12 protein-coding genes and 1 pseudogene are annotated in these 12136 nt (G+C 53.2%); 6 read left to right on the forward strand and 7 right to left on the reverse strand.

Features of this window, described 5'->3' with window-relative positions; translation table 11 throughout:
• Window positions 1-76 precede the first annotated feature (76 nt).
• Together KGB28_RS01345 and KGB28_RS01350 are read left to right on the forward strand one after the other, a co-directional pair.
• The gene (locus KGB28_RS01345) at window positions 77-1444 is read left to right on the forward strand and encodes an MFS transporter (RefSeq protein WP_223441446.1); all 1368 of its coding nucleotides are present in this window, start codon (window positions 77-79) and stop codon (window positions 1442-1444) included.
• Window positions 1441-2967, forward strand: a complete 1527-nt coding sequence (locus KGB28_RS01350) for a UxaA family hydrolase (protein WP_223441449.1) — start codon at window positions 1441-1443, stop codon at window positions 2965-2967. The genes KGB28_RS01345 and KGB28_RS01350 overlap by 4 nt, the downstream gene beginning before the upstream one ends.
• 66 nt (window positions 2968-3033) lie before the next feature.
• Here KGB28_RS01350 and KGB28_RS01355 read toward each other — a convergent pair whose 3' ends face one another.
• Window positions 3034-4017, reverse strand: coding sequence for a GntR family transcriptional regulator (locus KGB28_RS01355; protein WP_223441452.1), 984 nt, complete (start codon window positions 4015-4017; stop codon window positions 3034-3036).
• 466 nt (window positions 4018-4483) lie between these two features.
• Between KGB28_RS01355 and KGB28_RS01360 the strand changes: the two genes are divergently transcribed.
• Together KGB28_RS01360 and KGB28_RS01365 are read left to right on the forward strand one after the other, a co-directional pair.
• Window positions 4484-5053, forward strand: a complete 570-nt coding sequence (locus KGB28_RS01360; RefSeq protein WP_223441455.1) for a gamma carbonic anhydrase family protein — start codon at window positions 4484-4486, stop codon at window positions 5051-5053.
• Window positions 5054-5162: 109 nt separating this feature from the next.
• Window positions 5163-5351: a hypothetical protein gene (locus tag KGB28_RS01365; RefSeq protein WP_223441458.1), complete on the forward strand. Its 189-nt coding sequence runs from the start codon at window positions 5163-5165 to the stop codon at window positions 5349-5351.
• Window positions 5352-5413: 62 nt separating this feature from the next.
• Here the strand turns inward: KGB28_RS01365 and KGB28_RS01370 are convergent, their stop codons facing one another.
• Window positions 5414-6202, reverse strand: coding sequence for an SDR family oxidoreductase (locus KGB28_RS01370; protein WP_223441461.1), 789 nt, complete (start codon window positions 6200-6202; stop codon window positions 5414-5416).
• Between the two features lie 152 nt (window positions 6203-6354).
• A pseudogene (locus KGB28_RS01375) lies at window positions 6355-6696 on the reverse strand (LysR substrate-binding domain-containing protein); the annotation flags it as partial.
• Between the two features lie 82 nt (window positions 6697-6778).
• Between KGB28_RS01375 and KGB28_RS01380 the strand changes: the two are divergent.
• The gene (locus tag KGB28_RS01380) at window positions 6779-7150 is read left to right on the forward strand and encodes a PaaI family thioesterase (protein ID WP_223441665.1); all 372 of its coding nucleotides are present in this window, start codon (window positions 6779-6781) and stop codon (window positions 7148-7150) included.
• Window positions 7151-7368: 218 nt separating this feature from the next.
• On the opposite strand, the gene KGB28_RS01385 is transcribed toward KGB28_RS01380, so the two are convergent.
• The 4 genes from KGB28_RS01385 to KGB28_RS01400 form a co-directional block, all read right to left on the reverse strand.
• Window positions 7369-7578, reverse strand: coding sequence for a hypothetical protein (locus tag KGB28_RS01385; RefSeq protein ID WP_075948110.1), 210 nt, complete (start codon window positions 7576-7578; stop codon window positions 7369-7371).
• A gap of 260 nt (window positions 7579-7838) precedes the next feature.
• Window positions 7839-8516 carry a MaoC/PaaZ C-terminal domain-containing protein gene (locus KGB28_RS01390; protein WP_223441464.1) on the reverse strand — a complete coding sequence of 226 codons (678 nt, stop codon included), beginning with the start codon at window positions 8514-8516 and terminating at the stop codon, window positions 7839-7841.
• Window positions 8517-8586: 70 nt separating this feature from the next.
• On the reverse strand, window positions 8587-9777 hold the full coding sequence (locus KGB28_RS01395) for an acetyl-CoA C-acyltransferase (RefSeq protein WP_223441467.1): 1191 nt from the start codon (window positions 9775-9777) through the stop codon (window positions 8587-8589).
• Window positions 9778-9836: 59 nt separating this feature from the next.
• Complete coding sequence (locus tag KGB28_RS01400; protein WP_223441468.1) at window positions 9837-10604, reverse strand: 3-hydroxyacyl-CoA dehydrogenase; 768 nt, start codon at window positions 10602-10604, stop codon at window positions 9837-9839.
• Between the two features lie 390 nt (window positions 10605-10994).
• Between KGB28_RS01400 and KGB28_RS01405 the strand changes: the two genes are divergently transcribed.
• Complete coding sequence (locus KGB28_RS01405; protein ID WP_223441470.1) at window positions 10995-12020, forward strand: AraC family transcriptional regulator; 1026 nt, start codon at window positions 10995-10997, stop codon at window positions 12018-12020.
• Window positions 12021-12136: the final 116 nt, after the last annotated feature.

Here is a 12136-nt window from a genome sequence, read left to right on the forward strand (position 1 = left end):
GGATATTTTGATAATTAAAGGTCGCGGCACAACACCAGTGACCTAGCAATTTATCCTCATGAGGAGAACATGAACCATGTTAGCTACGACCCATACAAAAACACAAAAGGGACAGTCGCTGAACGCTTTAATGTTTCGCAAGCTAATGCCTATGTTGGTCTTTGCTTACGTCATAAGCTTTCTGGACAGAACTAACATTTCACTTGCCAAAACCCACATGGCAGTCGACTTGGGTATTTCCGCTGCCGCCTACGGGTTTGGTGCAGGACTCTTCTTCCTCAGCTATGCACTCATGGAAGTACCCAGCAATCTGATCATGCACCGGGTCGGTGCCCGACTCTGGATAACCAGGATCATGATCACCTGGGGGTTATTGTCCGCAGGCATGGCCTTCATCACCGATGAGACGACGTTCTACATCGCCCGTGCACTACTGGGGGCCGCTGAAGCGGGACTATTCCCGGGCGTAATGCTCTATCTGACCTATTGGTTTGGTCGGGAGCAAAGAGCACGAGCCAGCGGCTATTTCCTCATCGGAGTGTGTCTGGCAAACATCATCAGCGGCCCTGTTGGTGGGCTGTTGCTGCAGATGGACGGAATCCTGGGGTGGCACGGCTGGCAATGGCTATTCTTCATAGAAGGCATTCCGGCGGTACTCTTCTCCGTCGTCATCTGGCGCAAGCTTCCGGACGGGCCATCAACTGCAAGTTGGCTGTCCAGGGAGCAAGCCACTGAGGTAGAGCAAAACCTGAAGAAAGAACATGATGAAGAAATGGCGTCCGGCAATGTTGGCCATTCTTTCAAGGGCGTTCTTAAAATCCCTCAACTGTGGCTCGCAATCGCGGTTTACTTCCTCCATCAGATCAGTGTCTATTCGGTAATTTTCTTTTTGCCGGGCATCATTGGTACCTACGGAGGTTTGACGTCCGTACAAATAGGACTGTTGAATTCGATCCCCTGGATAGCTGCAGCACTTGGCGCAGCCTTCCTTCCAAAATATGCAACAACGCCGAAGTTATCCCGCAAGATCATGTTTGGAGGCCTGCTCCTGATGTCGGCCGGCTTGACCCTCGCCGCTTACACCTCGCCCTTGATCGCACTGATTGGATTTACGCTGACAGCGTCGATGTTCTTTGTTGTTCAGCCGGTGATCTTCCTCTTCGCCAGTTCAAGGTTGGCGGGCGCCGGTATGGCGGCGGGACTTGCGTTAGTCAATACCTTCGGAATTACCGGTGGTTTCTTCGGCCCTTCCTTGTTGGGTTTCGTAGAGCAGACAACAGGAAGTACCAAGAACGGACTCATCATTGTTGCAGCTCTCTTGACCCTCGCCGCATTCCTCAGCCTGAGGTTGCGTCAAGCACAGGAAACAACCACTAAAACTCGGGACAACATCGTATTGCCCCACGTGGCACCGTGCATTACTGAAAATTCGAGGATGAAATGAAGACCATCTCCCTGGCACTTAAACTCCACCCCAACGACAACGTTGCAATCGCACGCGCTCCTGTCTCCCAAGGAACGGTGGTCAGCGAATTCGGCAATATCGTGGTGCGCACCGATGTGCCCGCAGCGCACAAGATTGCCCTTGCACATGTGAACGCAGGCGAAGCTGTTCTGCGTTACGGGCAAATTATCGGCTTTGCCACGCAAGCCATTGAGCCAGGCGATTACGTGCACACGCACAATCTTGAGATGGCGACGTTCGAGCGGGACTACGCGTTCGGCGAGGACGCCAAAATCGCCTCACCTGCCGCCGCTCCCGTCACGTTTCAGGGGTTCGTCCGAGCGGACGGTCGGGTTGCTACTCGAAACTACATCGGTGTCGTGAGCACAGTGAACTGCTCCGCGACAGTGACCAAAATGGTGGTTGAACACTTCTCGCGAAACGGTGCACTGGATGCTTATCCGAATGTGGACGGCGTGGTGCCGATCACCCACAGCTTCGGTTGCTGCATTGAGCACAATGGCGAGGGGGTGAACCAACTGCGGCGCACGCTTGGTGGGTTCATCAAGCACGCCAACTTCGCTGGGGTGGTGGTCATCGGCCTTGGCTGTGAAGCCAATCAGATGGGTGCGCTGTTCATGGCCCAGGGCATCGAGACTGGCAAGCTTATCGCTCCCGTGGTTATCCAGGATGTTGGCGGAACCCGCAATGCAGCGGATGCCGCCATTGCCGCTGTGGAATCGATGCTGCCGGTTGCCAACGAGTGCCGGCGCGAGCCGGTCTCGGCCAGACACCTCACCGTGGCGCTCCAGTGCGGCGGTTCGGACGGGTATTCAGGCATCACGGCCAACCCCGCCCTTGGTGTTGCTGTCGATATGCTTGTAGCGCAAGGCGGAACGGCCATCCTGAGCGAAACGCCCGAGATCTACGGCGCTGAACACCTCCTCACTCGCCGTGCGGCAACCCGTGAGGTGGGCCAGGGTATCGTCGACCTTATCAAATGGTGGGAAAGCTACGCAGACCGCGAAAAAGGCAGCATCGATAACAACCCCACTCCTGGCAACAAGGCTGGCGGTCTGACGACCATTCTTGAAAAGTCTCTAGGCGCAGTTGCCAAAAGCGGCTCTTCAGCACTCATGGGGGTCTACCGTTACGCCGAGCCAATTACAGCCCGAGGCTTGGTGTTTATGGATGCACCTGGCTACGACCCGATGGGCGCCACAGGACAAATCGCCAGCGGCGCGAACCTCGTTGCATTCACCACCGGACGCGGCTCGTGCTTTGGCGCCAAACCTGCTCCTTCGATCAAGCTTGCGACCAACACCAAAATGTACACCCGGATGAAGGATGACATGGATATCAACTGCGGGGACGTCATGGATGGCGATGCCACCCTTGAAACCAAGGGCAAGGAAATCTTCGACATGCTTATTCGCGTGGCGTCTGGAGAAAAATCTAAAAGCGAAGCGCTGGGCGTTGGCAACGAAGAAACAGTACCCTGGATGATCGGCGCTCAGATGTAAGAAACGAGCAAAAAAAGAGGCGCCCTGTATACCAGAGCGCCTCGTTTTTATAGCTTGTCGGTAAAGTTAATCAGTTTCGACAGGCTTGATTGCATCGGCCACGATCAGCGCCCCGGTATTCAGGATAAATTCGGCGGCACTTTTAATGTCACTCTGCAGTGACTCGCAAGCAGCAACAGGGTCGCGCTTCTTTAAAGCATCAACCATCGCAGCGTGATGACTGGCTTGTACTCGCTGTACCACGCGTTCATTGCCTGATCGCAGATCATAATTGAGAATAGGCCCGATTCTTAACCACAGCGACTCAACGATCTGGAGCAGGATGGGCATTTCCGCCTGATTATAGATTGCGAAATGCAATTCTTTATTCAGTGCGATGAGTCGTGACTCATCGGGAGCGCTTTGTGCAAACTCTTTGCAAAATGCTTCGTGTATATCCTCTATTTCACGCAGCGCCTCTGCGCCAACCAGTTCCGCAGCGCGTGCCGCAGCCTGCCCTTCCAAATTCAACCGAATACTGGTGATTTCGCGGAACTGGCTGACCGTTAGTACAGGAACGCGAATATATCGATTTGCCGCCATTTCAAGCGCCTGCTCAGCGACCAACCTGTGTACCGCTTCGCGAACAGGCATAACGCTAACGCCAAAAGCATCCGCAATGGATCTGAGTGAAAGCTTCTCCCCGGGCATCACACGTCCACTTATCAGCAGATCACGCAGCTGGGAGTAAACGTCTGCACTGAGGGTCTGATGGATCGAGGGCGTTACAAGTGTGGATATGTTCATGGCGAGAATTATAGGCAGATTCACCCGGCCGGTATAGAAAAATAAGACATATGTGATCACAGTTTTAGAGAGCGCTAGAAAATCCGTAACAGACCGAATTTGGGCATCAGAACACTCACATTGCACCAGGAGTCCCGAAGCCTTCATGTTTTCGACAGCGAGATCGGTTTGCGTCGTTTTTTCGGGTGGGTGAGTACGGAGCAGCATGTAATAGCTTGGTCGGCCTTTCTCCATACCGTCGAAAAGAATCTTGCGCACGATCATGAGCCGTGATCACATATCACTAATAGCGCGGACTAAGTTTGAAAGCCGACTAGCATCGATCTACATAAAAATAAGACTGGAGAACGGTCATGAGCGCACTACGACAACCGGGGATTCACTTGCGCGGGCCCCGCCCGTTAAGTCCTATTGCCACATTGCTTCGAAATTTTCTTCGAAGAATGCGCTCGCTCGACACCTCACTCCGATGCGTAACGTACTTGCACGATTGCTATCTAGGAGAACTATCCCAATGGTCTCCAGGCTGGGGTGTGCACCAGGCAGAGCCCAGCCTCAAATGCAGCTGTCTACCGGCTGTCTATTTGGAGCAGCAAAGGTTCGTGCAGCAGGACATGCCTGGAGCTGAAAAAGACCTAGCACCTAAAAACCTCGCAGCTGCTCATAAATCTACCGGCTCCGATATAACGGGTAAGCGTTTCATCCACACAGTTGAAAGGAGTGATCAGCAATGAAATACCGCTTGGAAGACCTAAAAGTTGACGCTCACCCAAAGAGTTGGGTGGCACCTACAGCTTCTGTCATAGGTCGGGTGCGCCTGGAGGAAGATTCCAGTGTGTGGTTCGGTGCTGTAATTCGCGGAGATAACGAGTTGATCACGATTGGTCAGGGATCGAATGTCCAGGACGGTGCCATCCTTCATACGGATCCGGGGTTTCCATTGACCTTGGGGAAGGATGTCACCATCGGTCATCAAGCCATGCTTCATGGATGTGAAGTCGGTGATGGCAGCCTGATTGGTATTCAGGCGGTCGTACTCAACGGTGCTCGAATTGGCACGAACTGCCTCATTGGCGCTAAAGCTCTCGTTACAGAAAAAATGGTTATCCCAGATGGGTCATTAGTGCTGGGCTCGCCTGCCAAGGTGGTTCGCGTACTCAATGAAGAGCAGCAAGCAGGACTACGCGCCAACGCACAGGGGTACGTTGTTAATGCAAGTCGTTTTTTGACAGAGCTTACAGAAGACGCCAGCGATTCGTTAACGATCGAAGTCCGCAGCCTTCATGGTGCGCGCGGATAAACAACACGGCGCGAAGTGCCAGACATTTTTCAGCTCAAGGAGCGGATTGAGCAACAAAACTACGCTTCCCCGAAGTGGCTCTTGACGTGATTATCCATAACGACATCACGTGGCAGTAGGTGGATTTGGTCTTTGTGGAATTCCAGAAGCTCTCATTGCCACCCTAATGTCACGGGTACTGCGTTGTTCTTGGGCTCGGGCACGTACTGGCTTATCGAACTGGTTAATCGGGTGGGATCCGGCGTTGTGGTTCAGTTTGGGTACGAAAGCAATTTGCCATTCCCGATGCACACGCTAAATAAAAAACGGCTCGCCAGCAAGACTGTTGGCGAGCCGTTGTAGATCTATCACGAAACTTGATCAGAGATACTCGACATTGCCGTCGATGCTGATCGCTTGGCCTGTCACATTGTGAGCGGCGGGAGAGCAGAGAAATAAGGCCATTGCTGCCACATCCTCGGGTGGAGTCATCCGGCGTAATGAGATTTTCTTCAACGTTTGTTGGAGCATCTCAGGCTCAGAGATTCCTAATTGCTTGGCGCGATCACTGATAACACGATCCTGGCGAGGGCCTTCGACGATACCCGGTAGAAGTGTGTTGACTCGAATGTCCTTCTCGCCCAACTCGGCTGCCAATGACTTCATCAGCCCTACAATTGCCCATTTGGTCGCCGCGTAAGGAGTCCGCCAAGCATAACCTAAGCGCCCTGCGACGGATGAGATGTGAATGATGTGAGCATGTTCTGACTCAACCAACAGGGGAATTGCATGATGGGCGAAGCGGTACTGTGCATTGAGGTTTATGTCTATCGTCTGTTCCCATTCGACATCACTGATCCTTTCTATCCCGGCCGTTGGCCCCGCGATGCCAGCATTGTTTATCAGAACATCCAGCCCATTCGCCCACTCTCGTTGTATCTCAAAGACACGCTTAACCTCATCGGAATCAGAAACATCGGCTAGCGTAGCTTGCGCCTCAGGGTAGCGTTCACGAAATGCTGAGACAGCCCGCTCGCTGACATCACAAACATGCACTTTCGCCCCGATCTCGAGATAGGCAGCGGCAATTACCTCTCCGATGCCTGCTGCTCCGCCGGAAATCAAAACCTTCAATCCGGAGTAGGGGGTAAGTCGTTTCACAACGTTCATAGCTATATATCCTGTCTTATTTTTGTGTCGGACGTCTTTCCTCAGTCGATCCATGCAATGACTAGGAATTCTTATGTAGTGATATGTGATCACAGTTTTTTTGTCAAGACGGGATTTGGCTCGAGGTAAAAGGTGGCGTGATTGTGCTGGGCGTAAACCTCAACGTTATTACTACCTGGCATTGCCTCCAACATGCTTCGAGGCATCAGGGCTATTCCCGCGCCCGCTGTGACGCATGCCAGCATTCCATGATAGGACTCCATTTCCACAGTCCTGCCAGGCAGTTTTGAATCGTCCTCCGCAAACCAATTTTCGAAGTGGCGCCGGTACGAGCAGTTTGACCGGAAAGCGTAAATCGACACGCCGGCGACCTGACTCGCCCGGGTTATTGGGGGATGGGCGTTGGGGGCGATGATCACCATTTGCTCCGTGAACACCTCTAGCCCATCAAGGTCAGGATGGCCTAACGGGCTGTCAACGAAAGCAGCCGTCAGACCTCGGTGGTAAAACCGGAGGTCGACCTTCAAATGGGTTGTGGGCGAGATTTGAATTTAAGCGTGGAGAAAAGCTGTGGAGATGAACAATCCTTTTTTGCAAAGTCTTGGTATTGAGTTGGTTCGATGGGCTAAAGATGAAGCTGCATTTCACATGCCCATTCAGCCCCAACACCTCAACCGTCAAGGAATGCTACACGGAGGATTGACCGCAACGTTGTTGGACGCAGCTTGTGGTTATGCTGGGCTGTACTCGGGCGAGCACGAGGAAGAGTCTCATGGGGTGACTGTTACGCTGAATATTTCTTACCTCAGCGCCGCTCGAGAAGGAACTGTAATCGCCAAGGGACAGATAACCTGCAGTGGCCGGAACCTCTATTTCGTTCAGGGCACATTGGTTTCTGACCAAGGCGAGCTGTTGGCGACTGCACAGGGGGCGTTCAAGCGAAAGTAACCTTCGAGTTTTGCTTTGCGCTTAGACATTGATCCAGCTCTGATCTGCCTCTTGATCGCCGATGTCAGCCCGAACAGTGTGCTTGCCGGACGAAATGACATTACGAAGCCGTGATCGCACTGATGGGTTGGTCGAGTGCCGTGGCCGCCATAACAAGGACGACCCCTACAGGAATCGAAGTGAGTAGTCTGTTGTTCGTCGTTACCCAGATCGTTTGATCACTCCGGCGTCATGAGCACCGCAAGCGTCATGTTTATGAACTCTTCGTTCTTGCTGATTGTGTCCAAAGCACCACGAACATTGCCGGCGACCTCCGCTGATCCGCGCTGCTCGACCCACAACGTCAGCTCCATAATCGCAGCTTCGAGAGCCAGTTGATTCTGATTGATCTTGAAGAGTAGGGAAGGGAGCAGGTCTGCGTTCGACATTGTGATTCCTCCATGGAAGAGGTCAGCGTAGCAAAAGGTCTAGGACGTCGTGAACGGCTCCACCATCGTTGAGTCTTGGCTGACCAAGTGATTTTTGGTGCGAGTACAAACAAAGGCCCGGGAAGGGCTTCTTTTATCTCATTCGAGAGAGGCGGTTGTTCTTCTCGGCGCAGAGATCAAGCATCTCCTGGGTCTCTTGAGTAACGCCTAGCTGGCGCAACCATCCGTGCGCTTCTGGCCAAAAGAGGGCCACAGGAGTATCAATACTGGCCAACGCTTCCAGGTACAGACCCACCCTGACCGCCCCTGCGCAGTATCAATACCGTCACCTCATAAACAAGCACGGTTTTTCCCGCCGTCGTAGCAACGTCGACTTTAAACACAACCCACCCTCGTTCATGGTTTCCTGCGTGTATGAGTGATCGAACGACTTGAGCTGAGAGCTTGAGAGTGTCTCCAGGTACTACTGGAGCGACCATCCTAAAACCATCGATCTTCCCACCCGCAATGATGTTTGTTTGAAGCAGTAAGGCATCACACATCAACCGTTGTGAGAAACCGAAGGTTTGTACCCCGCTGGCGCAGTGCACCCCAAGCGGACTCGAACGGGCAAGGTCAGGATCAATATGTATATCGAGAGGATCGTACTCGGCAGCAAAATCGATAATTTGTTCCGTTGCGATAGGAGCAGATTGCTTGGCTGTCCAAATTCTACCTGGGGTGAAGTCTTCCCAAAACAGCTCTTTCTCTGCCACGGTATTTCCTCGATTTTGCAGCGTTAACTCGCGACACTGCCGCTCAAAATTTAACTGCGCGTTTCTCCACAAATGCTCACTCCCGTCAGGCATTGTGTTGATCGCATTCAGCGCGTCTGAGCGGTTAAGCGTGATCAAGCCAACCCCGTCCACTTGATCAACTATTGGGGGCCGGTAGTTCACAGACAAATCCTTTGCGCAAAAAGATTTCCGAGGTGCAGCGGGAGACTTATTACAGCCAGTCAACGCTCCTCTATGAGAGGAGTTCGATAGCAATCGCGGTCGACTCGCCGCCACCAATGCACACAGAAGCGATGCCACGCTTTAGCGTGTTCTGCCTCAAGGCATTTACCAACGTAACAACAACACGCGCGCCTGACGCACCAATCGGGTGCCCCAAAGCGCATGCCCCACCGTGGACATTTAATTGCTCATGTCCGACGTTCAAGTCTCGGATAACAACCATGGGCACCACGGCAAAGGCCTCATTGATCTCAAAGAGATCAACATCCTGCATTGACCAGTTGGTTCGCTCTAGCAAGCGTTTAATCGCACCGACCGGAGCGGAGGCAAAGAGGCCGGGAGCGTGCGCGTAGGATGCATGACCTGCTATCCGGGCCAACGGTGTAAGGCCTCTACGCTCGGCTTCAGACAAGCGCATCAGCACGAGGGCAGCTGAGCCATCCGAAATAGAACTGGAGTTCGCCGCAGTCACCGTCCCCCCTTCGCGAAACGCAGGTTTCAACGTAGGAATTTTGTCGATCCGGGCCTTACCCGGCTGTTCATCGCTTTCAATCGAAACCGTCTCACGGCCAGACGAAGCCAGCACAGGGACAATCTCGTCCTGGAAACGCCCTTCGGTGATTGCCTTCTGAGCTCGGGTCAACGAGCTGATCGCAAACTCATCCTGCTGGTCTCGAGTGAATCCATAGCTCTGAGCACAGTCTTCGGCGTATGTGCCCATGAGCCGGCCTTTCTCGTAGGCATCTTCCAACCCATCGAGAAACATATGATCAATGATCTTGCTGTGGCCCATTCGATAGCCTGAGCGAGCTCGCTCCAACAGGTAGGGAGCGTTTGACATGCTTTCCATACCTCCGGCAACCACCACCTCCGCGCTCCCGGCATGGAGAAGGTCGTGGCCGAACATCAGCGCTTTCATGCCAGAGCCGCACATCTTGTTGACTGTTGAGCACACCACTTGCTCCGGAAGATTCGCCAACAGGGCAGCTTGGCGAGCCGGAGCCTGGCCTTGCCCAGCTTGTAGCACGCATCCCATGATGACCTCGCTAATGTCACTGGGCTGCAGGCTGGCTCGTTCCACGGCGGCACGAATTGCAACCGCACCCAGCTGCGCGGCGGTGACTTCCTTGAAGTTCCCAAGAAAGCCTCCTAACGGAGTTCGGGCAGCACTGACAATGACGATAGGGTCGGTATGGCTCATAACTGAATCCTCTGTTCATGTTGGGGGGCTTGTGCCCGATTACAGACTTTTAGCTCGATCTATTTCGCGGCCATTCTCAAAGCACCATCCAAACGAATCACCTCACCATTGAGCATGGAGTTTTCGATGATGTGCGCTGCCAACGCCGCGTACTCGGAGGGCCGTCCCAGCCGTGGAGGGAACGGCACATTGGCTGCCAATGATGCCTGCACGTCCTGAGGCATACCCGCCATCATCGGGGTCTCAAATATTCCGGGTGCAATGCACATAACACGGATGCCTGAACGAGCTAGGTCGCGTGCCAATGGCAATGTCATGGCAGCAACTCCACCTTTGGACGCGGCGTAAGCGGCTTGGCCCGTCTGACCGTCAAAAGCTGCGACAGAGGCCGTATTTATGACTACGCCGCGCTCACCTTCTTCATCGGGCTCTCCTCCCGCCATAGCCTCAGCAGCAAGGCGAACCATGTTGAAGCTACCGATCAAATTGATTTCGATAGTTCGGCGAAAACTCTCAAGCCCATGTGCGCCATTACGGCCTAAAACCCGTTCGGCTGGTGCAACACCCGCGCAGTTAATCACCCCATGCAACGCGCCAAAGACGCCTACTGCAGAGGCAATTGCTGTACGGCAATCAATTTCACTGGTGATGTCTGCGCGCACGAAAATCGCACGTTTTCCTAGCTCGTCAGCGCGAGCTACACCAGCGGCTTCGTTCACATCAACCAGCACCACGTTTGCACCTCGGCCCACCAACTCGCGCGCCGAAGCCAGCCCGAGTCCAGAACCTGCGCCAGTAATTAGGAAGACTGAGTTTTCGATGCGCATGATGTTTCCTCACAAATTGGCAGTGCCGCATACGCGGTCACTTGACATATAAAAGGCCCAAAGGTCAGATCGCTGACGGCCGCCGGTTTACTTCAGGTGTAAGCCACGCCGGAGATTCTTAAGCGGATAGTGTCAGTGGTCAGTGGCCTCGACAATGCTCAAACGCCTCAGTTTGGTTGAATGCTTTGGACAATCGAGGCCAGGCATCGAGGGCTGGAAGGAGGGGTTGCAAACGCGCTCCCTAATAACAAAACCTTCGGGTTAACATGCAATGCTGGGAAGCTGGAACATAGATAAACAGTTGAGGCTCTCAGGTTGCTCAAAGCAGAACTGCCGAAGAGATTTGAAGATCAACATCAAGTCAGAAACCAACTGTGGAGAGGAATAAGCGTGCTCATCCAGGACAAGGGAACTACTTCAATTGGATTGGTGCATGAAGCCCTCGATGGCGCATTGCGACGCCAACTGGACACATCCATCGCATTGCAGCAAGCACGTATAGATCCGGAGCTCCTCACTTCTCCCCAAGCCAGGGTTTCGGCTGCTGCATTTTCTCGCCTGTGGGTCGCTCTTTCAGATCTACTCGACGATGAGTTTTTCGGAATCGATAGCCATCCAATGCGACGAGGTAGCTTCCGATTAATGTGCCAGTCTTCGATTGACTGCGAGTCGTTAGAGCAAGCGTTGCGGCGGATTCTGAAATTTCTACGCCTCGTATTGGACGACATTCACGGTGAGCTGAGGCTTGAAGACGACTCCGCCGTCATCGTTATCCATGACAAAGGAATTGAGCGCCGCCTCTTTAGCTACGGAACATGGCTGATCTTGGTACATGGATTGCTCTGCTGGCTGGGTAACAGACGCATTCCGATAAAAGAACTCTGCTTTAGATCGAATCGACCGCTCGACGATAGCGACTATCGCATGCGCTTTTGCGAAGAAATTCAGTTTGGCGCTCCAGTTACGATGATTCGTTTTGACCGTATTTTTCTAAGCCTCAAGGTCGTGCAAAACAAGGCCAGCCTATCGACGTTTTTGAAAGAGTCGCCTGCTAATCTGCTGGTAAAATATCGTAACGAGGACAGCATCAGCGCCCAGATCCGAATGAGATTGAGATGCCTGAATCCGGAGGAATGGCCAGAGCTAGATAAGGTGGCAAAAGTGCTCCGCATGTCATATTCGACGCTTCAGCGAAGGCTCCAAGCCGAGGGGGTTAGCTATCAACGTTTGAAAGACAATCTGCGCCGCGACATGGCGATCAACCTGCTGTGCCAGCCAAATATGACAGTAACCGAAGTAGCTGCTCTCACAGGCTTCCAAGAAAGCAGTGCATTTCACCGTGCCTTCAAGAAGTGGACGGGAGTGAGCCCTGGCGCTTATCGCCGCTCCAATGCTGAAGAACCAGGCGAAAGTTAAAAGCCTGTCTTCCGGAACAAGAGAACTACTTCCCCCGCCAGATTACGTACTGAGATCTGCAACTCGTTTCACCCGCCAAAATGCCGATGGACATCTCCTCCCCAAAATCACATTGG

Source organism: Pseudomonas sp. BF-R-19 (genome assembly GCF_019956445.1).
GTDB lineage: Bacteria > Pseudomonadota > Gammaproteobacteria > Pseudomonadales > Pseudomonadaceae > Aquipseudomonas > Aquipseudomonas fluorescens_BH.

Coding starts and splice junctions, on each gene's coding strand:
- KGB28_RS01345 (WP_223441446.1), top strand. CDS start 77: ATGTTAGCTACGACCCATACAAAAACACAAAAGGGACAGTCGCTGAAC.
- KGB28_RS01350 (WP_223441449.1), top strand. CDS start 1,441: ATGAAGACCATCTCCCTGGCACTTAAACTCCACCCCAACGACAACGTT.
- KGB28_RS01355 (WP_223441452.1), bottom strand. CDS start 4,017: ATGATCGTGCGCAAGATTCTTTTCGACGGTATGGAGAAAGGCCGACCA.
- KGB28_RS01360 (WP_223441455.1), top strand. CDS start 4,484: ATGAAATACCGCTTGGAAGACCTAAAAGTTGACGCTCACCCAAAGAGT.
- KGB28_RS01370 (WP_223441461.1), bottom strand. CDS start 6,202: ATGAACGTTGTGAAACGACTTACCCCCTACTCCGGATTGAAGGTTTTG.
- KGB28_RS01380 (WP_223441665.1), top strand. CDS start 6,779: ATGAACAATCCTTTTTTGCAAAGTCTTGGTATTGAGTTGGTTCGATGG.
- KGB28_RS01385 (WP_075948110.1), bottom strand. CDS start 7,578: ATGTCGAACGCAGACCTGCTCCCTTCCCTACTCTTCAAGATCAATCAG.
- KGB28_RS01395 (WP_223441467.1), bottom strand. CDS start 9,777: ATGAGCCATACCGACCCTATCGTCATTGTCAGTGCTGCCCGAACTCCG.
- KGB28_RS01400 (WP_223441468.1), bottom strand. CDS start 10,604: ATGCGCATCGAAAACTCAGTCTTCCTAATTACTGGCGCAGGTTCTGGA.